General features: G+C 58.3%; 11 protein-coding genes. 6 read left to right on the forward strand and 5 right to left on the reverse strand.

What is annotated here, in order from left to right:
- The first annotated feature begins 135 nt into the window (after positions 1-135).
- On the forward strand, positions 136-7,143 hold the full coding sequence (locus tag L1A08_RS20585) for an ELWxxDGT repeat protein (protein ID WP_238758424.1): 7,008 nt from the start codon (positions 136-138) through the stop codon (positions 7,141-7,143).
- A gap of 78 nt (positions 7,144-7,221) precedes the next feature.
- Here L1A08_RS20585 and L1A08_RS20590 read toward each other — a convergent pair whose 3' ends face one another.
- The 3 genes from L1A08_RS20590 to L1A08_RS20600 are packed head-to-tail and all read right to left on the reverse strand — an operon-like array spanning position 7,222 to position 10,545.
- A complete protein-coding gene (locus L1A08_RS20590) occupies positions 7,222-8,157 on the reverse strand; it encodes a phosphodiester glycosidase family protein (RefSeq protein ID WP_238758425.1) in 936 nt (311 codons plus the stop codon).
- Positions 8,158-8,212: 55 nt separating this feature from the next.
- Positions 8,213-9,928: a hypothetical protein gene (locus L1A08_RS20595; protein ID WP_238758426.1), complete on the reverse strand. Its 1,716-nt coding sequence runs from the start codon at positions 9,926-9,928 to the stop codon at positions 8,213-8,215.
- A complete protein-coding gene (locus L1A08_RS20600) occupies positions 9,925-10,545 on the reverse strand; it encodes a sigma-70 family RNA polymerase sigma factor (RefSeq protein ID WP_238758427.1) in 621 nt (206 codons plus the stop codon). Before L1A08_RS20600 ends, L1A08_RS20595 begins: the two co-directional genes overlap by 4 nt.
- A gap of 394 nt (positions 10,546-10,939) precedes the next feature.
- On the opposite strand from L1A08_RS20600, the gene L1A08_RS20605 reads away from it, so the two are divergent.
- On the forward strand, positions 10,940-11,758 hold the full coding sequence (locus L1A08_RS20605) for a phosphodiester glycosidase family protein (protein WP_238758428.1): 819 nt from the start codon (positions 10,940-10,942) through the stop codon (positions 11,756-11,758).
- A gap of 104 nt (positions 11,759-11,862) precedes the next feature.
- The gene (locus tag L1A08_RS20610; protein WP_238758429.1) at positions 11,863-12,987 is read left to right on the forward strand and encodes a quinone-dependent dihydroorotate dehydrogenase; all 1,125 of its coding nucleotides are present in this window, start codon (positions 11,863-11,865) and stop codon (positions 12,985-12,987) included.
- 53 nt (positions 12,988-13,040) lie between these two features.
- On the opposite strand, the gene L1A08_RS20615 is transcribed toward L1A08_RS20610, so the two are convergent.
- Positions 13,041-13,943 (reverse strand): response regulator, encoded by a 903-nt coding sequence (locus L1A08_RS20615; RefSeq protein WP_238758430.1) that lies wholly within the window; start codon positions 13,941-13,943, stop codon positions 13,041-13,043.
- A 24-nt stretch (positions 13,944-13,967) separates the two neighbouring features.
- Positions 13,968-17,534: a response regulator gene (locus L1A08_RS20620; RefSeq protein ID WP_238758431.1), complete on the reverse strand. Its 3,567-nt coding sequence runs from the start codon at positions 17,532-17,534 to the stop codon at positions 13,968-13,970.
- Positions 17,535-18,135: 601 nt separating this feature from the next.
- Here L1A08_RS20620 and L1A08_RS20625 point away from each other — a divergent pair.
- Genes L1A08_RS20625 through L1A08_RS20635 form a run of 3 tightly spaced genes read left to right on the forward strand, consistent with a single transcriptional unit; the run spans position 18,136 to position 23,114 of the window.
- The gene (locus L1A08_RS20625; RefSeq protein WP_238758432.1) at positions 18,136-20,562 is read left to right on the forward strand and encodes a DUF1592 domain-containing protein; all 2,427 of its coding nucleotides are present in this window, start codon (positions 18,136-18,138) and stop codon (positions 20,560-20,562) included.
- Positions 20,563-20,580: 18 nt separating this feature from the next.
- Positions 20,581-21,924 carry a DUF1552 domain-containing protein gene (locus L1A08_RS20630; protein ID WP_238758433.1) on the forward strand — a complete coding sequence of 448 codons (1,344 nt, stop codon included), beginning with the start codon at positions 20,581-20,583 and terminating at the stop codon, positions 21,922-21,924.
- A 14-nt stretch (positions 21,925-21,938) separates the two neighbouring features.
- Positions 21,939-23,114 (forward strand): hypothetical protein, encoded by a 1,176-nt coding sequence (locus L1A08_RS20635; RefSeq protein WP_238758434.1) that lies wholly within the window; start codon positions 21,939-21,941, stop codon positions 23,112-23,114.
- Positions 23,115-23,242 lie beyond the last annotated feature (128 nt).

The raw sequence follows: 23,242 nt of genomic DNA on the forward strand, positions 1-23,242 counted from the left end.
AGCCGATGCCGGAAGGCGTCGAAGATCCGCTAAGAGCCCCCGGTCTGGAGCCTCGGTCGAACTTCCGAATGAAGATGGCTCGGTCTGCATTGCTCCCACGTCATTTCGTTGAACGTCTGCATCTACGGAACGGTCATGCTCGTCAATAACTGGTTGAATGTTCTTCTGAAGCGAACGACGAGTCATTTCCCGCATAAGAGAACATCTGCCGGCCACCAGTCGTCACGACGAAGACGCGATGCCCGATTGCAGTTCGCTGAGCCTCTCGAAGTGCGGGTGCTACTTTCTGGCGACGACGATCACGGGCATCATCACACGGCCGGCGTCGATGTGCTTGAAGGCTACTACACCTGGGAAGAGTTTCTGGAGTTGGAGTCGACGGAGTTCGCCGTCCCACCTGGAATGCCCCCCGCTGGCGAGTTTCAGGCTCAGCCCGACGGCGGACATGAACCCGATGTGCTTACGATCGTCCTCGACTTCAAAGACTCCGACGATCCGCAGTCTACCGATCTGTTCGACAACGTCGTTGGTGAGTTCGACGTCACCGCGTATGGCTTCAATTCCAGCGACTTCGGAATGATTGTGGACGCGATCATGGAGGAAGTCGACGACGACTTCTTTCACGAGTTGATCGGCACGGTCGCCAATTCGTCGCAGCAGGATCTCGCAATCGACTTCGTTGTCGGGGATATCGGAACGCTCTACGCCGGCGCCAGCGAATACTACTACGTGCAGATCGGCACCGGGATTTCCGGCGACCATACGAATGGGGGCATCCTGGGTGTGGCCGCTGCCTCTGCCGTGCGTGACGAGAACGGAACGGCGAACATCTACGGGTTGCAGAATGGAGCGATCGTCGCCTCGATCTTCACCGATGTCATCCAGGGCATGGGGGGATTGACGCCATCCAGCGCACTTTCATCAGGGAATCTCGAATACACGACGCACGCGATCACGGGAACGCTGTCCCATGAGATTGCGCACACGCTGTCGTTGTCTCACATCAACAAAGCCGGGTCGACGCAGCCGACTTCGGGAGTCTCGCCGCTCATGGGGACGGGAGCGATCGATCTGCCGAACCAGGATCGAATTACTGATCGTGAGTTCTCGCTCTCGGGAATTGATGGGCAGAACGAAGACGCGCCTCGGAATCACGTGCAGCAACTGGTCGACGCCGTCGGGCTGCACGATGCGCCGAACGATCCCCCAACCGTGGCGCTGCAGAACACCACGACGTCGTTCCCAGAGAACACCGATACGACCAATCGCCTCAAAGTGGCCGATATTGCCGTCACGGACGACGACGCGGGAGTGAATACGCTGGCACTGTCCGGAGCCGATGCGGGACTGTTCGAGATCGATGGGCTCGAGCTGTTCCTGTCCGCAGGGACCACGCTCGACTACGAGTCACAGGCAGCAATGGATGTTACCGTTACGGTCGATGATACCGCGGTTGGCGACACGCCCGATGACTCAGTTGCGTTGACGGTGACCGTGACCGACGTCAATGAAACGCCGAGCCTCACGCTGAACGATTACGGCGTGACCTTGGAAGACGAGCAGGGAGTGAGTCAGCGAACAGCGGTGGCGGATGTGATGGTCGTCGACGATGCCCTGGGGGCAAATTTGCTCTCGCTGTCGGGAGCGCACGCGGCTCTCTTCGAGCTGGAGGACAATGTTCTCTTCCTGGTCGCAGGAGTTGACCTGCGAGATTACGCAGGGCAGACGTTGTCGGTGGATATCGACCTCGATGATCAGTCGGTCGGGGGCTCTCCGGATGCGTCAGTGAACGTGTCGATCGATGTCGAGGATGTCGACGTCTTCATCACCTCTCGGCTGCTCAAGGATATCTCCGATCAGAGAGCCGTTGGCGGGAGCAACCTCCGCGAGATGGGAGGGCAACTCTTTTTCACGGCCTCGATTTCTCCCTATGGAACAGAGCTTTGGACGAGCGACGGAACTATCGCGGGAACAACGATTCTCAAAGACATCCTCATCGGTGCGGGCTCCTCCACTCCAGAGGATCTGACCGTTGTCGGGGATCAGCTCTTCTTTACGGCCATCGACGCCGAGAATGGCCGAGAGCTCTGGGTGACCGATGGCACGAGTGAAGGTACGGTGCTGGTTAGCGATCTGACGCCCGGACTTCAGAGCACAACTCTGGTTGAAAGCGCGGTCGCGGACGGACTGTTGTTCTTTGTCGATTCGCTTTCGAATCTCTGGGTATCGGATGGAACGGAAGCGGGAACCACTTTGGTCCGCAACGCGAGCGACGAGCAACCCGTTGGTCCGGGCGAGCTGTTCTCCGCTGGGAACCGAATCTTCTTCCAGGCGGCGGGAACGGGAACGGGGGATGAACTCTGGACGAGCGACGGGACTGCAGCAGGGACGTATCTGGTCAAAGACATCAACGCGGGAGGAACAGCGTCTTCTCCGCAAGAGTTCGCGGCGGTCGGCAATCTTGTCTATTTCCAGGCGAACGACGGGACGAATGGGGCCGAACTGTGGGTGTCAGATGGCACGGCTCAGGGGACGACACTGCTCAGCGACATCAATCCGGGCCCAGATGGTTCCACACCCTCCCAGCTTACGGTCGTAGGAGATGAGGTCTACTTCCAGGCTGATGATGGAGTCAACGGAGTCGAGCTGTGGGTAACCGACGGGACCGGGGTCGGAACGCGGCTGGTTAAGAACATCATGGCGGGAGGTGTCTCATCGTCGTTCGAAAGTCTGGCGGCGTTCGATGGGCGTCTGTTCTTCGTCACGAACGATGGCATCAACGGCAGTGAGATCTGGTCGAGTGATGGGACCGAGCCGGGAACGACCCTCTTTGCCGATCTCAACCCGGGAGTGGCCTCGGCGACGCCTGCGCGCCTGACCGTGATCGGCAATCGACTCTATTTTCAGGCTGATGACGGCTCCACGGGCGTGGAACTCTGGAGCACTGATGGAACAGAGATCGGGACCGCCCTGGTCAACGATCTCAACCCGGGCAATGGATCTTCGGATCCGACATCCTTCACCCCGGTCGGCGAGCGCATCTACTTCTCCGCTGACGATGGAGATGGGGACCGACTTCGCTACCTCGACGGGGAAACGATCGAAGTCGTGCAGACCCGCCTCGAATCCTCGAATCCAACCGACGTGGTGACGTTTGGCGACCGCTTCTACTTCTCCGCGTACGATCCTGTTTACGGCCGCGAGCTCTGGGGCAGTGATGGCACGGAAGCAGGTACGGTCCTGTTCAAGGACATCAATCCCGGAACCGGCTCTTCGACGCCGGGCAATTTTGAAGTGGTCGGAGATCAGCTGTTCTTCGTTGCCAACGATAGCGTGCGCGGAGAGGAGCTGTGGGTCAGTGACGGGACCTCCGCCGGGACTCAGCTGGTCAAAGATATCCGGCAGGACAGCGCGTCTTCGACTCCGCGTGATCTGACGGCCGTTGGCGATCTGTTGTTCTTTGAAGCCTACGACTCGACCGCTGGCTATTCCCTCTGGGTGAGCGATGGCACCAGTGCGGGCACTGCACTGGTGAAAGACATCAACGCCAGCGCGCTGACCGGCACTTTGAACAACTTCACGGTCGTCGGGGATCTGCTCTATTCTCAAGCCAGCGATGCGGCAACCGGCACCGAACTCTGGGTGAGCGACGGCACCAGTGCGGGCACGGTCCTGGTGAAAGATATCAACAGTGGCAGTGCGTCTTCGTCCCCGGCAGATCTGGTGGCGGTCGGCGGGCAGCTGTTCTTCTCCGCTGATGATGGTTCCAACGGTCGTGAGCTGTGGGTGAGTGATGGAACGACCGAGGGAACGCTGCTGGTCAGGGATATCGACGCGGGAGCCGATGCTTCGAACCCCTCGAGCCTTGTTGCACTGGGCGGCTCGGTCTATTTCCAGGCGAACGATGGAGTCAACGGAACCGAGTTGTGGGTCAGTGATGGCACACTCGAAGGGACTCAGCTTCTGAAAGATATTCGCTCCGGCAATGAGTCCTCGACTCCTGAGTATCTCACCCTCATTGGCGATCAGATTTACTTTTCGGCCAGCGATGGAGTAACAGGGGCCGAGCTCTGGGTGACCGATGGAACCACAGGCGGGACGCGGCTCCTGAAAGATGTCCGACTTGGGGCAGAATCATCCAATCCGATGTCCTTCACCGCTTTTGGAGATCAGCTTTTCTTTCGGGTACTGGAGCAGGAGAGAGAGTTCCCTCAAGCAGACAGCTTTCAGCTGTGGGTAACCGACGGTACGGCGACGGGCACGCGACTGGTGGACGGTCTGTTCGAAGGAGCATTCGGCGTCGATCCGCAGTACCTGACGCCGTTCGAGAGTTCGCTGGTCTTCCGCGCCTTTAGCGACGAAAGTGGTTATGAACTCTGGATCGCCGATGTGAATCATACTCCGGTGAACACGGAGCCGGTCTCCTCGGACGCCATTGACAGTGACAACGAATTTGTCCTCGACCTGCTCACCGGAACTTCGGATGTCGATCCCGGCGAGACTCTCAACGTGAGCAATCTGCAGCTGATTTCCGGAGACGCGAAGGGCGTGACTGTAAGCTCGAATAGCCTGACGATCACGCCGTCCGCTTACGCTTCGCTTCCATTCGGGGCTGCTGAAGTCCTGAGTTATTCCTATCGCGTGGTGGACCGATTCGGCAGCCGAGTCAATCAGACGGCGACCATCACCATTACGGGAACCGATTCTCCGCCGCAGATCGCGCTGCAGAATCAGATGATGAGTCTGGCCGAGGACGCGGACACGACGGCTCGTCGGAAGGTAGCCGATATCGTTGTCACGGACGATGGCGGTTCGCCGGTGTTGAGCCTGAGCGGCGCTGATGCAACGATGTTCGAAATTGATGGCACCGAACTCTACCTCATTGCCGGTGCTAAGCTCGATTACGAGACGAAGCCGTCGCTCGAGATGACCGTACAAGTCGACGATCCCGGCGTGGGAGGCAATCCGGATGGAACGGCTACGCTGACAATCAGCGTGACTGACGCCAATGACGCCCCCAGCGTATCGCTGCTGAATACGGTGACGATCCTCGGAGAGGGGACCGACATGAGCAGTCGCTTGAAGGTCGGCGATATTGTCCTCAATGACGATGCTCAGGGGCTGAACGTCGTCAGCCTCAGCGGCGCGGATGCGGCGATGTTCGAGATCGACGGCGGCGAACTCTACCTGCGGGCGGGCTCAAGTTTGAGTAAGGCGACGAATCCGCAGCTCGCTGTGACCGTTCAGGTCGATGATGCCGAGGTAGGATCAAACCCGGATGGAACGGTAGATCTGTCGATTGAGATCAACCAGACACCCGGGATTTCGCTTCAAAATACGGTGGCCACTCTGGCCGAAGACACCGACACCTCGGGCCGGATCAGAATCGCCGACATCCTAATCGACGACGACGGCTACGGGACGAACATTCTACGGCTGGAGGGAGACGATGCGGGACTCTTCGAACTCGACGGCACCGTCCTCTTTCTGCGGGCGGGGACGACGCTTGATTACGAAACGAATTCCGAACTGAGTCTTTCGGTCGAGATCTATGACTCGACCGTTGGAAACGGAACGAGCGATCTGGCGTCGCTGTCCATCTCGATTGCGAATGTGAATGATCCGCCTCGCGTGGCCCTTCAGAACGAGGTCCGGACCTTGCCGGAAGATACCAGCACGTCAAGTCGCGTGAAGGTGGCCGACATCGTCATCACCGACGACGCTCTGGGGACGAACACACTGAAGCTGACCGGCATCGATCAGCCTCTCTTCGAGATTGTCGGGTCAGCTCTTTATCTCAAAGCTGGTGCTGTTCTCGATTACGAAACCAACCCGGTTCTGAATATCACCGTCCAGGTGGATGATGCGACTCTCGGCACGGGACCGGACGATGACGTTTCGCTGGAGATCAACGTCGACGACGTACTGGAAGGCCCGCCTCCGATTCCGGTTTCGTCCCTCCTGGGCTTTGCGAATGGAAACTGGTGGCTTTCCAGTGCGGACGCTAACGGCGATTTCACGAGTGCCGTCTCCGCATCGGGGCCGGCCAGTCTGTTTCGGGAAGCTGTGCAGGGAGATTTCAACGGAGACGGCGTGCAGGATGTCGCCGTCTGGTTGCTGAATGGGGAATGGCGTGTCGGACTCGCGAATGGAGCGGGGCAGTTTACGTTTACAACGTGGACGTCGTGGACTCATGCAGACATCAAAGAGGTCCACGTTGGCGACTTCAATGACGACGGACGTGATGACATCATCGGTTTGTTCCGGAGTGGAGATCGCGGTCGCTGGTGGGTCGCTCAGTCCGATGGAAGTCGATTCGCGAATCGCCACTGGGGTGACTACGGAAACTACAATGGAATTAACACTGTGCTCGTGGGGAACTTCGACGGTGTGAAGGGCGATGATCTCACCGTGATCGCGACGTCCGGCGTGGTGTGGATGGTGAAGACGAGCAACACCCGTTTTCAGTATCTCAACTCGCACCGCTGGAATCTCTCGAACGGCTTTGAGTTCGTTCAGGTTGGCAACTTTAATGGAGATCACCGCGACGATGTCCTGGCGGTGTTTGGGACTGGAGTCAACCGGAGTGTCTTCGTTGCCAAGTCCATCGGTCCGGCGATGGGATTCTACAGCAGTAAGTGGAGCGAGTGGACGGTCAACCAGTCGCTCGATGCAGTTGTCGTCGGCGATTTCGATGGCGACGGACGCTCGAATGTGGTGGCGTTGTTGAATGGAACGAAACTCTGGTATGGTGCCTCCGATGGCCGTCGATTCGAAATGCGGTTCTGGCTCGACTGGAGTGAAGTCGCCGGCGGAATTGTCGATGTCGCGGTCGGGGACATCAACGGCGATGGCCTCGCCGATATTCTTGGACGAACATCAAATGGCAAATGGCGGACCGCGGAATCGAACGGTTCGAGCTTTGCCGATCGATATGTGATTGGCTGGTCAGCGTCGGCGATCTGGAAGCATGTGATGATCGGCAATTTCACCACGCCTCGACCTGCTGCTCCTGAATCGCCGTCCCCGCCGATCTCAGATATCTCGGTTTCCCCACGGAGTTCGCCAGACGACTTCGCAGCCTTTGGAGACGATGAGATGCTGGATCTGTTATACGATCGCGGTCAGGGCGGGGCGTTTTAGCGTCCGTTCGCATCTCGGCGACGCCTCGGGGGAATGGCGACTCCTGCGAGCAGAATGCTGGTCCGCCAGGGCGTTCAATCAGCGCGGGAATGCTCCCGATTCATAGACCGAGAAGCCGAGTGTGGTCTGAGCGCTTCTGAGTTTGATGAAGCCCTGAGCGGTCCGATCGGAAGGCTCGTTGAACACCCGCAAAGGGCCCTGAGTCTGTTCGCGAAGGACAAGAGTTGTGTTGCCCCCTCCCCAGAGATTGGCGGCGTCATAAATGCGAAGGCCGACCATCCAGTCCTCAAGTGTGTCCGTGGTAACGCCGACAGCTTCCGACGAGTCTCGTCCATCCACCACGAGCAGCGTGACCTGCATCCCAATTTCATCGACGCCGATTGCTGTACGGGGATGACGGCTGATCGTCGTGCTCGTGTTCCTGCTGGAAAGGCGGCAGGGCTCCCCATCATCGACCAGCTGACCGGTATGGGCGGGGAAAACATGCCAGGCATCTTCGGGAACCGAGAGGGCAGGAACGATCGAGAAGTGACCGTCTCGATGAACAACGACGACCGTTGCTTTGCTGTCGTCCGGCGGTGCGGTGAGCCATTTCCCGGAGACCATCGTGGCGGGGTAGGCTTTCCCCCAGCCATCACCGGCGTCACTGCTTTCCGGGGGCTGGACAAGGACGCCCGTGTTGATAGCGACGTCGTAACGCAGACGCTCGGCTGCGCCAAGGACGGTCATGTTGGTCGTGTGGAACTCCCCGGTCCCATCAGGATCGACTCCTCCAATCGTGTAGCCGGGCCGAATGTGTGACTCGTTCAGATCGAGCGTCACAGCATAGGCCGTATGGGGCGTCGGATCCTGAAGTTTCCAGATCCGCAGGTCGACTCCGCGGGCCAGTTCGATTTGTCTGGTCGGCTGCGGGAGCGGATCGGCAGCGTTTGCTCCACGAAAGGGGAACAACGCCAATAAGCCGCAGAGCAGTCGGACGACACGTCGTAGAGACACGACGAGAGCGGTACACATTGCGATTCCGGAGACAGGGGATTCCGGTGTGAGACGTTTCATAAAGGTCGTTGCGCTATTCAGAACGATACGGGCTGACGGACGCGAAAGTGGGGCCGATGCGAATCTCGTCGAAGTCGGTGGAGTAACGTCCTTCGATGAGAATCTCGTGCAATCGGAAATTGGGGGCGGTGAACTCCAACGCGGCTTCCGTTTCTTCGGGGACCGTCGACAGTTCAGGGTTCAACCAGACGCGAACCTGTTCGGCCTTCGGCTGGAAGCGAATTCGGACAACATAGAGGACCGCCTCGTCAGCTGGAATCTCACTTCCATACGGTCCGATGTATTCGCCGTTCGTCCGATCGATCTCCGCACTCCAGACACATTTCTCCGGGCCGGGGAGTCGACCGAGACGAATCCCGGTCTGATCATCTCCGAGGCGAAGGAACGCGTATCGATTCCCGCCTTCACTGTCGTAAGATTGAGCCAGAAAGCTTAACCAGACTTCGGATCCGTCTGCGCCGACCCCTTGAGAATCGCGAAACTCGGCAGGCCAGGCGTCCGGATCGATGCTTCGCCCGGCGCGACTCGTCTGTCCGTAAGAGGTTCGCAACTGGCCGCCGGATGTGCGAAGCAGTCGGCCGGCCTGATCTCGGAAGCTCAAACTCTCAATGCCTCGGCGATCCCCGGGGACATTCCAGCGAAGGGGAGCGTGATCGATACTGGAAGCAAGGCTGCCACTCTCCTGCCAGCATCCGGCCCAACCCCAGCCACCATGTTCGAGACTGATCCCCGCATGCGTGAACTCCGCAGACGTCGGCAACGTTTCGGGATAGTCGAAGCCTTCGTACACCAATGGTGCCTCAAGCAGTCGCGGAGGAGATGCGTTCAAGGCGGACCGCACGCGGCCTACTCTGTGTTCGACCCAGTCCGACTCGACCACAATCACTTTTCCTCCTTCGACCCAGACCGACTGTCCGGCGAGAAGCGAATGACCATCTTCTGTTGCCCGCTCTGACTGTTGCCGAAACCGAACTTCGCCCTCGAGGACGGAGAGCACGGTTCCCGTTTCTGGCGATGTCCGCAGGACGAAGCTGGCTCGCTTCTCGATGAAAATAGTTGCATTGGCGGTTCGCAGCGACCAGACCGGACGAGTTTTGTCAGGAGTCCAGTTGACTGCACATGCCCCCTCCGTTACGGAGAGAATCGAAGAATCGAGCCGGGCGAAGCGAGCCGGTCCCTCGAGAACGAACTGGCATGAGCCGTCGAACCGGTACTCGACGAGACCCGATGCCAGGGTCCATGGTTCGTCCGGAGTCCAGTCGGCGAATCGCGACGCGGGAGCGGCGGACGTCCAACGGACAGTTGAGGAGACGCGATGCTCGAGACGGACAGGCGGCGGCTGGGAAAGGTGTTCGAGATCTTTGGCCGCATCCAGACCGAGGCCTCGGTGCTGTGGCAGCAGTAAGACGAGCGAAGTCGTAATTCCGGAAACAGCTGCGGCGATCAGCACGACCATACCCAGCAGAACCATCCAGCGCGGACTGGGTTGTTTTTCTGCCGGTGCTTGAATGAAGACGATATCGCTGCCGTTTCCGGCGACTCGATGAGTGTCCTGTTCCGACAGTTTGCGGCTGAGAAGAACGTGCAGCATGATACGCTGGAATGCGCGATCGGCGTTCTCGGGATCGTCGTGCAGCCATTCTGTCAGTTCGCTGGTCACTTCGGCGGAGAACTCGTCCTGTCCGTCGAGGTGATCATCGATGACGCGGAGAGCATCCGACTCTTTCATTTCTGGCCCTCCTGCTGCAACCGACTTTCAATGCACTTTCCCAGCGCCGTGCGGATGCGATGGAGCAGCACTCGAACAGTTCCAGAGGACGTTTCCAGCTCATCGGCGATTCGAGCCGGAGACAAGCCTTCGCGATAGCGCAGGGTGATCAGTTTCCGGTTCTTGCTGCTCAGCGATTTCAGGCATTCTTCAAGAGCATCGGATTGCTCCTGAAGTTTGAGTGACGCTCGACAGGCCGCTGCCGCGAGCGGTTCCAGCGCATCCCCGACAAGCAGATGGCGATCCCGATAGGTGCGACGAAAAAAGTCGGCCGTTTTGATCTTCGCGATCCACAATGCCCACGGGGCGAACGGGCGACTGGGGTCGTAGTCTTCAAATCGCCGGGAAACCTCCAGAGCGACTTCCTGAAGCACGTCGTCCGCATCGCAGGACTGAGGCAGGGACGCCAGCAGGAAGCCTTTCACGACCGGCTCCGCCTGAGACCAGAGTTCGTTCAGGGAGCTGCGGTTTGTGGTAATATCAGACAGGGTCGACGCGTTGTCTCGACTCATCGCAGTAGCGGCATGCTCGCCACGTTTCTCATTCTCAGACGCGGGGATCAGAACTGTCGTCGTCATCGTTCTCGTGTGCTGGCTGGAGGGCAAAGGCTCGTCCTGATGGTCGCTTCAAGAGGAGAATCGTTAACAGAAAAACTCGCCCGGCCCCGTATTCTGGCAATGAAAATGAAGATTGGATTAAGTTCTGATGGGCTGCTAACGATTTCGGCTCGTTCGCGACAGATTGTGCGGACCGGGATACAAATGCCGGGCGTCTGTTCGCGTTCCCGGACGCGTGAACTGAAGAGCTTCGGTCCCGACGAAGCTGTGGTCGACGAGCGAAGCGAGCGAGGAAAGAATGAGCGGGAGGAATAGATATCGATTCGGAAGGGTGATCCTGCCCGTCACTAAAGTTTCGATCCTCGCAGGGTGCCTGCTTTGCTTACAACCAGTTGCAGCGGAAGAACCTGAAGAGTTGATCGTCCAACTCGACAGTCCCCTTGAAGAGATCTCAATCGATCTCCCTCCCGTCGTCATCTGGACGGAGCAGCGACAGGAACCGCGACCGCTGGCCACTTCGTATATGCGGGTCGATCTGCATTCTTCGCTGATCGACCTGTTCGTGATGGTCGGAGACGATCCCGACGGAGACGGACCGGCAGAAGCGACGCTGACCATGCCGGTCGACCTGATGAATCAAGGGGACGCTCTGGCTGCGGTCAACGCCAACGCGTTCAGCAAAGTTCATCCGGAAGATCGTTTTCTGCCGTGGAGCGAGGGGATGCACGTCAACATGATCGGCATGGCGGTGTCAGACGGGCAGTTCTGCAGCCCTCTCGATAACCCTCGGTATTCCAACAGTCAGGTCGCCTTCTGGATCAATGCGTTGAGGGTGCCGCAGATCAGCCGCCCCGCCGAGTCGGTCGACGTCCGACAGGCGGTTGGAGATTTCTGTGCCGTTCTTATTCAGGACGGGCAGCTGATTCCCGAAGAAGGCGGACCTCGTCATCCGCGGACGGCTCTGGGTTTCGATGAATCGGATCGATTTCTGCTGCTGGTTGTTGTCGATGGACGCCGGGATGGCTACAGCGATGGCATGACGATGCATGAACTGGCCAGGTTGCTGCAGGATCACGGCTGCCGGCACGCCATCAATCTGGACGGCGGCGGCAGCTCGATCATGCTGCATCGCGAGCAGAAATCGGAAGTCCCGGTCACGGTGAATCGGCCTTCCAGTGATGTTCATCGTCCAATTCCAGCCATGATCGGAGTGCGCCGCCGCGAGCGGCTGTAGTCTTTCGGCCTCGCAGGTGCACGGAGCCTTCCTGTAGACGCGGTCTGAGACATCTTCCATAATCACCCGTTTTGAGCATTCTTCGGCTGGGGTGAGGAAGTTCGATGTCGTTCTATTCCGCAATGATTCGTCCGCTGTTGTTTCGTCTCGATGCCGAACGGACGCACCACCTGACCGTGGAAGCGTGCCGTGTCGCAGGACGGATTCCGGGGACTGTCGGCGTCATGCGGGCGTGCTTCGAAGTTGACGAACCGATGCTGCACACAGACGTCGCTGGACTTCGTTTCAGTAATCCCATCGGTCTCGCGGCGGGATGGGACAAGAGCGGACGGGCGCTGCGGATCATTGATGCGATGGGCTTCGGATTTGCCGAAATTGGATCGGTCTCGGCGCGACCCTCAACGGGCAATCCCAGGCCCCGCCTGTTCCGTCTTCCCGAGGAGCGGGCGATCATCGTGAACTATGGCCTGCCGAACGACGGTGCAGAGTGCATTGCTAAGCGACTGGAAGCTCATTGTCCGAAGCATCCCCTGGGAGTGAATCTCGTCAGGACGAATCGCGGAGCCGAGGCATCGGCTGACAGTGCCGACGAGATTCTGGATGACTACGCATACTCGGCATCGCTGACGCATCAGCATTCCAGCTACTTGATGCTCAACCTGAGTTGTCCCAACGCTGAAGGGGGGCGGGAATTCTTCGATCAGTCCGGTACGATCAAACTTCTCCTCGATCGCCTTGTTCCGCTGGAGATGAATTGTCCGGTCTTTCTGAAAGTGGCTCCGAACGACAGTCCCGCCCGAATCCAGCGGCTGCTGGAAGAGTGTGAGGAATTCCCGTTCGTTCGAGGATTCTGCTTCAATCTCCCCGCCGGCAAACCGGATTCACTCGCTCTGACGATTGCCAGAGACAGATTGGCCAACCGTCCGGGAGCGGTGGCTGGTGCTCCTGTCGCAGGACTGATCAATCGCTGTATCGCACGGCTCTATCGCGAAATGGATCAGGGACGGTACGTAATCATCGGAACCGGCGGAATTCTCGATGCGGAAGAGGCTTATCTCAAACTTCGTCTGGGAGCCTCGCTGGTTCAGCTTTACACAGCCCTCATCTATGAAGGCCCGTCTGTTCCAAAGACCATCTGCCGTGAACTCGTCCGACTGTTGAAACGCGATGGCTTCGAGAGCGTCGCTGAAGCGGTTGGCACCGGAAACGTCGCACACGCTCGCGATTGATCGAAGAACGCCGAGCTGACCGGGCGGCCGCGATTTCTATTGAACAAGAATGACTACGAGCAATGACCTGCAAGGTCGGGACGGCTTTTAACAAGAGTGACCTCATTGCCGCTCGCGCTGTAGGAAACGTGATCCAGAAAGGATCTCATCAGCATTACGCCACGTCCACTGGGGCGGAGGAGGTTCTCGGGGTCTGTTGGATCCGGGAGCGTGGAGGGGTCAAATCCGGGGCCTTCGTCTCGAATGACAAACCGGGCATCGGAGGGAGACAGGTTGACCGTCACGTGGACCCGCCGGTCCCGATACGGATGTTTCCTCATTCGTTCCTGACCGAGTTGGTGGTAATCGTTGTTCCCACCTTCCCGCAGTTTCGAGTCGAGTTCGAGGTTGCCATGGTCGGTGGCGTTGATGAGAGCTTCCGCCAGAGCGGTCGAAATTCGGAGCAGCGTCGAGTTGTCGCAGAAGCCGAGTCGCGTCATGCTCTCGCCGATAAAGCTGATCAGAGCCTGAGAGCCACCCGGTTCATAACCGAGAATGAAGCGGCATTCAGTTGTCTGGTGAAATTGACGAACGAGCTCCCGCTGCTGTTCGGCGCTGATCACCGAGATCACGGTCTGCAGAGCCTGCTGAAGGTTCTCGCGGAAGTTTGCCTTGGGAACGTAACTCGAGGCGCCGGCCTGCAGCGCTTCCACGGCAATCTGCTCACTGCCGTACGCGGTCATCAGGATGATCGGCAGCGCCGGATGAGACACATTGAGGCTCTTGACCAGCGCCAGCCCGTCGATTTTGGGCATATTCAGATCGGTCAGCACGATGTCCGGACGGTCCTGGCGAATCTTGTCGAGCGCTTCCTGACCATCCACAGCATACAGCGGAATGCATCCCGCTTTCTGCACCCACGTGCCCGCGATCTGGCGGTCCAGTGCGGAGTCATCGACAATCAATACCCTGCTCACGGCTGTCTCTCCATGTTGTGGTTCTCAATTCTGTGGAACGAGTCTGGAGCCCAGGGCTTCAGACATCTCTTGTATGGACGCCTGCAGCGAATCCAGCAGGCGTCCAGCTTCTTCCAGGTTCTGTTCGGCGGCGGCATGTTCGACAGCTTGAGCCGATTCCTGCAACCGGTTGGCCCCGAAATTCCTTCCCGCTGATTTGATGGTATGCGCGTACCGTCGCGCTTCGGTTGCGTTGTGGCTTTCAATGGATTCCACCAGGCCCGCGCTGAGTTTCGGTAGCTCGTCGAGGCAAGTGAGGATCAACGCCTGCAGCAGATCTTCGTCGCCATCGACAACTCTCAGCACATGGTCCCAGTTCACGACAGTTGACTTCGCGAGGACATTGTTGTTCGCTGCGGGCGGGCCTGTGTTGTTCAAATCGGTTGACGGATCCTTGTCCCCGAAAAGCGGGACCAGAACGGCGTGCAGTTCGTTCTTCCGCACTGGCTTCGAAACATACTCATCCATTCCGGCGTCGAGACACTTCTCCCGGTCGCCCTGCATGGCGCGGGCCGTCATCGCGATAATGAGAATGTGCTCACCGGATTTCTGCTCCTCCTCGCGAATGGCTCGCGTGGCTTCAAGACCGTCCATTTCCGGCATCTGAACATCCATGAGAATCAAGTCGAACTGATACTGCCTCCACTGTTCGAGAGCCAGTTTCCCGTTCGAGGCGATCGTGACGGTATGTCCCCACTTCGTGAGCAGGGAGCGCGCGAGAAGCTGGTTCGCGAGTCCGTCCTCGGCGACAAGAATCTGCAGCGGAGGAATCCGCTCGTGATCGGGCTTCGTTTCCGATTCCGGAACGGCCTCAACGTTCCTTCCGACGGCTTCGAGAATGGATTCGAGTAGCTCCGACTGCTTCACCGGTTTCATCATGTGTCCGTCGATTCCCAGATCCTCACAGCGGGCGATGTCGCCGGCTCGCCCTCCGGAGGTCAACATAATGATCCGTGTCTCCTCCAGACCTTCGATCCCGCGAAGATGGTGCACCAGCTCGAATCCATCCATCTCGGGCATGTTGACGTCGCTGAGAATCAGTGGAATCGGTTCGTCATTCCGAACGCGGTCGCGTAACAACTCGATGGCCTTTCTTCCGCTTTCGACGGTGGTCACGGGCATTCCCCAGCTCTCGAGCATCTCCTTCAGGATTCGCCGATTGAGTTCGTTGTCATCGACGACGAGGACATAAACGTCTTTCAGATCGGGCGGCTCCAGGGGAATGGCGTCCTCCGGCTGTTCGGACACGGGAAACTCAGCCGTAAAGGAGAACGTGCTCCCTTGCCCGGGGATGCTTGTGGCCCAGAGCTCGCCATGGAAGGCCTCGATGACACGCCGCGTGATTGCCAGGCCCAAACCGGTGCCCCCGTACTGCCGCGTGGTTGATGTATCGGCCTGTTCGAAAGGAGCAAACACCCTGTCCAGTTTTTCCGGAGAGATTCCCACGCCGGTATCGCGAACCGAGCCGCGCAAGCGAGCCCGACCGGCGTGAACGGGCTCTTCGAGTTCAATATCGACGAAGACTTCTCCTTCGGAGGTGAACTTAATCGCGTTGCCAATCAGATTGACGAGGACCTGTCGGAGTCGTACCGGATCACCGCGAAGGTACCTGGGTACGCTCGGTTGAACTCGCCAGGCGATCTCCAATCCTTTCGCATGTCCGCGGAGCGCTAACGATTTCAGCGTGTCTCCGACCTCTTCGCAGAGATCAAAAGGAATCGATTCCAATTCCAGTTTGCCGGCTTCGATCTTAGAGAAATCGAGAATCTGATTGATGATTGCGAGCAGAGTTTCAGCGGACTCCAGCACGATTGTGATGTAGTCACGCTGCGTTCCATTCAGATCGGTATCGAGCACGAGTTCCGACATCCCAATGATCGCGTTCATCGGAGTACGAATCTCGTGACTCATATTGGCCAGGAAATCGCTCTTCGCCTGATTGGCCTGCTCGGCCGCCTCCTTGGCTCTTCGCAAGGTCTCTTCGGCCTGCTTGAGGAGCGTTATCTCGAACACGGTGACAAGCACGACCTGTTCGTCGTCAAGCATGATCGGATTCAGACCGAGTTCAGCGGGAAACTCGCTGCCATCCCGGCGCCGGCACATGAGCTCCTGTCCGGAGCCCATCTTCTGGATCGACGAATCGCTCCAGTAGTCGGCTCGCTTCTGTTCATGCTCTGTTCGAGGATGTTGCGGCACGAGCAGTTCGACGGGTTGTCCGATCATTTCCTCGCAGGAATAGCCGAAGGTCGTCTCCGCAGCCGTGTTGGCAACGCGAATAAGCCCATCCCGATCGACGAGCAGAATCGGAGTCGGAGCGGCGTTAACCACAGTTCGGGCGCGTTCTTCAGCTCGCTTGATCGTGGTGACATCGTGCGAGATCCCAAATGATCCCACCACATTCCCGTCGCTGTCTCGCAGGGGAATCTTTGTCGTGAGCACTGTCGAACTGGTGCCGTCCGGCCAGTGGGGATGTTCTTCTTTTCCGAAGAGCGATTCTTCCGATCGCATCAGCTTCTCTTCGTCGGCCTTCGCCTGAGCGGCGTATTCGGTCGGGAAGAAATCGGCATCCGTGTGTCCAATCACATCTTCAGGCGAGCAGCCGAGTCGCTGGGCGAGGGTGTAGCTGACGCGTGTAAAGCGGGCCTCTCTGTCCTTGAAGTAAATCGCATCGGGGAGATGTTCCAACAGCTTCTGCAACAGGAAACGCTCGTGGCTGAGTTCTTGTGTCCGTTCTTCCACCGTCTGATCCAGCGTGCGGTTCAGTTCGTGCAGCTGATGATTCATCTCGAGGATCTCGTTCTCGGCTTGGAGGTAAGCTCGTACGGCGAAAGCGAGGGCGGCCAGATAGGCTGCCATTCTCAGGATGTGCCACCACCACCAGGCAGCATCCCAAAGAGCGGAGAACTCGAAGAGGATGCCGGCCGCGCCGAAAAGAACGGTATGTACGGCGAACAACCAGTCCTCGTGACTGTTTCTCGCCAGGAAGCGCTTCGCAAAGAAGCTGCCCGCGATCAGGAAGCCGATGCCCCCACCGATGTTGAGTAATCGGGCAAAGAGAGTGAAGTCTCCATCGACGACCATGGCGGGAATGGTTGAGTGGGAGACGCATGAGAGGACACCGAAAATCGTGGTGCTGGCTACGACGACGAACGGAAACGCTCTCGGTCCCGGATTGATCGCAGGCAGCCGACGGACCCAGACCAGGGCGAACAACGATCCGCCCACGAAAGTCGCCGTGCTGTGCAGCCAGACAAACGTGTTGCCGACGTCGACAGCGGCGTGGAACAGATCCAGGATTCCCATCCCGGCCAGTGCCGCGGCCATCCAGGGATAGTGAGCATTGTCCTCTTTTCCCGACTGTTCGACGGTGAGAATCGCGGCAATAGCAATTGCCAGCAGACCACCGCAGGCTTCAAAGAGAGAATGGATCGGAAGGTTCGCGAAGCGGGAGTCGGGAAGAAAGACAGAAGAGACGAGGCTGCCCAACAGGGGCAATACCAGCGACAATGTGACGCCAAAGGCAATCCACTGAACCCGCGATTGAACTCGCATGCCTTGAAATCCCCTTGGTCAGAACAAAACAAGGTGAACTTCAGTTCGATGAGTCGAGAAGTCGATCATCGTCGGCTTTCAGTATGACCGGAAAGTTGGCCGATGTCATTGATTGATTAGAAGAAGTTTGCCGAGGTCAGACGAATTCTCTGGAGACCGGAAATGCGTCGCGAACCAGAGAGCACCTGACGCGCCTTAGCCACGGAGCCTTGTTCTCGCGGACGGAGGACGATACGTGATCAAGACGAAGCAACAGGAATGACAAATGCTCGACACCCGAAGCTGCGATCTCCGAAAACTCAACAGTGCCACAGAGTACCCGTCAATTCCCACGTATCATTCGCTCGGGGAGAATAAAGGGTATTGCAGAGCTCAGATCGCCAGGGGCCGCTTTGAAGCCTACGAACGTTACTTCAAACGGAAGGCTGCGAAAAAGAAGTGAGCAGGTTGTAAGACGCGCAGAGTCCGTAGCCGAACGCGTTTTCAGACTATCATTTGCCTCAAGGTTCCCGCTAACATATCGACCGTGCCTGATATTATAGCGGCTGCTCCACAGCAGAGCTGAGGAAAGCCTGAAAATCGTTCTGCTGCGGGCTGTTTCATGAAGCGATTCTGTCTGATCGTGCTTGCGTGTCTGTTGAACACGTCGGTTTTCTCCGCTGAGGAACCGTTCGAAATCTTCCTCGAGAAGCACTGCGTTCGCTGTCATGGGCCGGAGCAGGTCGAACGTGATCTGCGGATCGATCAGCTTTCCCGGGATTTTCAATCGGGCATCGACGGGCACCTGTGGGCGGAGGTGGTGGAGCGAATCAACTCCGGAGAGATGCCGCCGGAAGATGAGCCCCAGCCTTCGGAAAATGAAATCGCCACGGTGATTGGTCAACTCAATGGACTGATCAGTGAAGGGCGGGCTGCTCGAATGGCGGCACGGCCTCCAGTCGCTCATTATCGACTCAGCCGGAAAGAGTATCAGAATACCGTCTACGATCTTCTGGGCGTTCGCTACGATCCGACAAAACCGGGCGAATTGAACGAGGATCCCCGCTGGCACGGTTTCGAACGGATCGGATCAGTTCTCTCATTGTCTCCCTCGCACGTTGAGCGGTACTACCGGGCCGCCGACATCGTGCTGAATCGTGCTTTTCCCGAGCAGCCGATCGAGAGCAGAACAATTCGCAAGACTGCGGCTGAGATTCGGTACAACGGAGGAAAGCAGCAGGAAGAGTATCTCCAGCGATTCGGCATCGAACGGCCGCTAAGAGCGCTCATCTTTCCCGGCCGCGAGCTTCAGGCCCTCCGACCCCACTGGTTCGGCCGCCCGGGCCCGGAGCAGAGTGGTCTTTATCGGGTTCGATTACAGGCCAGCGGAATCCGTCCTGCAGGTGGGCAGAGAGCACATTTGCGGATTGGACAACGGACTGGCGAAGGAACGAATGAAGGACTGGTTGAGTTTGATGTGCTGGCTCCGGAAGACGAACCGGAAGTGATTGAATTCGAGGTGTTTCTCGAGATGCCCGCCAGCCTGGAGTTCAACGTCATCGCCACGGATATCATTTCGCGGGCCAAAGGCGGGCATCACCGGAACATCCTGGGTGGGCAGACCTATGTGTTCACACATACCAGCGAAACTCGACTGCTGAATCCAACCGGGCCGAAGCTCTTCGATGAGGAGGGGCACGCAATCTTTTCCTTCGTCCTGCTCGACTGGATCGAATGGGAAGGTCCACTCGAAACAGACGCCGAACGCGCAACCAGGACCAATGTCCTGCCTCCCGAGAATGCTCCGAAGGATGTCGTCGCTCAGCATCTGCGGCGGTTTGCCGAGCGGGCCTGGCGACGTGCGGTTTCCGATGAAGAACTTCAGCCGTATCTGACAGCCTATGAAGCAGAACGCGAGGTCGGAGAAAGTGTCGCTTCGGCATATCGCGTCGCCCTCCTGGGACTGTTGACATCGCGCAACTTCACTTATCTTGTCGAAGGTGAAGCAGAGCCACGTGAACGGCTCACCGATTGGGAACTGGCTTCACGACTCTCGTATTTTCTCTGGAGCTCGATGCCGGATGATCCGCTGTTGGAAGCGGCTCGCGAAGGAAGCTTGACCGGTGGTGGTCTCGAAGCTCAGGTCGACCGCATGCTGACCGACGGCAAGATCGATCGCTTCATCGAAGACTTTCCGCGTCAGTGGCTCCAACTGCATCGGCTCGGCATGTTCCCCCCGGACAGTCAGCTTTATCCGGACTACGATGTCTGGCTGGAAGCCAGCATGCACGAGGAGGTCGTCCAGTATTTCCGTCAGATGTTCACGGACAATCGGCCGATCGATCAGTTGATCGCCTCTGACTGGACAATGGCCAATTCGCGGCTCTGCGAATTCTATGGTCTGTCGGAACTTCAGACTTCCGGGTTTCAGCGAGTCTCTCTGCGTCCTGAAGACCACCGTGGTGGACTGCTCACTTCCGGCGCGATTCTGGGACTGACGTCTGACGGCACGCGACATCGGCCGGTTCATCGAGGCGTCTGGGTGAGTGAGGCCATTTTCGGAAAGACGCCGCCGCCTCCGCCGGCCAATGTAGATCCGATCGAGCCTAATCCGCCCGAAAGCCCCAAGGCGACCATTCGACAGAAGATTGAAGCCCACGCTCGGGATGCCAATTGTGCCGCCTGTCATCGCAACATCGATCCGCTGGGGTTGGCGTTCGATCAGTTCGATGCCATCGGACAATGGCGAACGCATGAACGCGTTGAAACTGGACAGGGAGCGGATCCTCCGGTCGACCCGAGCGGCATGCTGCCAGATGGACGCAGGTTTGCGGACGCTACAGAGTTTAAGCAACTGTTGCTCGAAGACCGCGATCAGTTTCTGCGTGCCTTTGTCGAACATCTCTGTACCTACGGACTACGTCGCGTGCTCACGGTCGATGACCGGAAAGACATCGAGACAATTGTCGCTGAAGCCAGAGCGAAGGATTATCGGCTGAGGGAGATTGTTCGTGCCGTCGCCCTCTCTGACCTGTTCCAGAAACGCTGAGAACTGAAGAACGAGACTATGAAACATTCGTGGTTGATTGATCGCCGTCATGTTTTGCGGGGGCTCGGCAGTTTTGTCGCGCTGCCATTGCTGAACTGTATGCAACCGCTGGGAGCGGCGGAAACGGAGGCTCCGCGTCGCAGCGCGTTCATCTATCTGCCTAACGGCGTCAACACGCTCGACTATCAGATTCTCTCGGCCGGCGAGGACTACGAGTTCTCCCGTTCGCTCAAGCCGCTGGAGAAGCATCGCGGTGTGATCACGCCCATCAGCGGCCTGCATCACCCGGGGGGGCTGGGGCATCACCACAATTGTCAGAAGATCTGGCTGACCGGAGGTCATCTCGGGCCGACCGATCGGAACAGCATCTCGATCGATCAGAGGATGGCCGAAGTCACTTCGCCACATACGCGATTCCATTCGTTGGAGATCTCAAACAAAGGAGAGTCGCTCGCGTGGACGGCCGATGGGATCCGTCTTCCCGGTATGAGCCGCTGCAGTGAGATTTTCGCCTACCTGTTCGAAGAGCCGAAAGACGGGACCGCTGCTCAGCGACGGGCCCTGCGTCGTAAGGGGAGCGTCCTCGATGCGAACCTGGAAGAAGTTCGATCGCTTGAGAGACGGATGGGAGCGGAAGACAAAGGACGCATGAATCAGTATCTGACTGCGGTGCGCGAAACCGAAGTCCGGACGCGGCGGGCGGATGCCTGGCTCGACGTTCCCCGTCCGGAGATTGCGGAAGCCGATCGACGGCGTGGCGATCGCGACGTGCCGCAGACTCAGGCCGGGGAGTACTTCCGGACCGTTTACGACCTGATTGTCCTGGCGTTTCAAACTGACGCGACTCGTGTTGTCACCTTCAGCAGCGGACTGGAAGGGCAGGGACTGGCAATCCCGGAGCTCGGGATTTCGCAATCCCGGCATGAACTGAGTCACCATAACGGCGACCCAGGACACATGGAGAAGCTGACCCAGAGTGACACGTTCAACATCGAACAGTTCAGCTACTTTCTGTCACGACTGGCCGAGACGCCGGACGTCACGGGACGACCGATGCTCGAGACCACAATGTCGTTGTTTGGCAGCGGAATGGCCTACGGACACAGTCATGGAAACGCGAACCTGCCGCTTGTGCTGGCGGGTGGATCAGGGTGCGGCTTCCGACATGGACGTCATATCGATTTGAACCAGGGGCATTTCGAAGGCTATCAGCTGGAACAGCCCGGGCAGCACTACCGCCTCTGCAGTCGTCCGGCCAACGAGAACGCTCATATGAGCAATCTTCTGCTGACGATGGCTCAGAAGATGGGCGTCGAAACCGAACGCTTCGCAGACAGTAACAGTGAACTGGACCTCGGATGAGAAGACGGGCTTGCTTGTCTTTATTGATACTGGGACTTTGGGCCTCGGTCGCTTCGGCAGCCGAGCCGTTCCGTCCTTCCCCCGGTACGTTTCCGCCGATCGAACAGGCGAAGGCGTATCGCGGCGAACTCGTTTTTGTCGACCATGTCAATCGTCGGGGAAGTCTGCGTCTGCACGTCGACGGCCACTTTCACGAAGGGCGATTGCACCACTTCGCCATGCTTCCCTACGGGGTGATCCGCTATCGGGGAGCGCCCGCCGATCTTCGGGATATCCCAGTCGGGACGGTGCTCTATGGTCTGTTCTATCTTCCGCCGGAGCCGAAGATTTCCGCCGTTCCGAATGTCACACGAGACGACCCGACTGCTCCGCCGGAGAACCACGCCATTCTGCTAGAAGATGATTCGAGTCTCTGCATGCGCGAAGGCAAAGCCTGGCAGTTGAAAGAAGTGGAGCTCAACAAGGGGGAGGGGAATCTCGTCGCCACCCTTGAACGCAAGAGCGAGGGCATCGGATTAGACGGCGAGCACACCATGACGATCGACTCATCGACCAGAATCTGGAGAGGTAAGGAATTGCTCGGCCTGGATGACCTTGTCGCGCAAGGCCACTGGCCTGCTGATGGAAAGAAGCAGTTCGCCGGACAGGCGGTGCAGCTGGCGCTCGGATGGCATCCGAGATACCTCTATCAGCAGTTTCACGTGTCCGATCTGTGGCTCGATGAAGCAGCAGTGAACGTCGCTGCGGAACGTCAACGTCAGCGACACATTCGCCATATCCGCACGCGCTGGATGCCCGCGATGGTCGACTCCGCTGACCATCGCGAATTCGGACACGCCGTCGTGACAGTCACTCTGTTTGGTGGCATGGATGAAACGCTGTATGCCGACTTCAAACCTGGTATCGGCGGCAAAATGGCTGCCGCCGAGAATACACTGCGAACCTGGTGGCCCGATCACGACGGAATGGACGGCCGCATCATCGCTGTCGACCGGGCGGAGAACGATCCTCCACTCGGCAGCAGTGGACTACAAATCAAGTTCGAAGTGCCACTCATTCTCGAAGGCTTCCGACCGGGCCAAATCGTCCGCATCCGTCCTGAGAACTGGCCGAACGTCAAGCCGCCCGTCGAAGAACGAGTCCGAGGCTTCGAAGACCGCTGGCCCAGCCCCGATCTGTTTCAGAAGTAAGCGGACAGTTGTTCGACCCGAGGTCAGATCCCAAGGAAGAACACAACGTCGCGAAGAGTCGTCCAGACATCGTTCGCGATGGTCGAGAGGCTCTGTCATTCCAACCGGTCACGGCTGAGCAATCGCCG

Source organism: Rubinisphaera margarita, assembly GCF_022267515.1.
Lineage (GTDB): Bacteria > Planctomycetota > Planctomycetia > Planctomycetales > Planctomycetaceae > Rubinisphaera > Rubinisphaera margarita.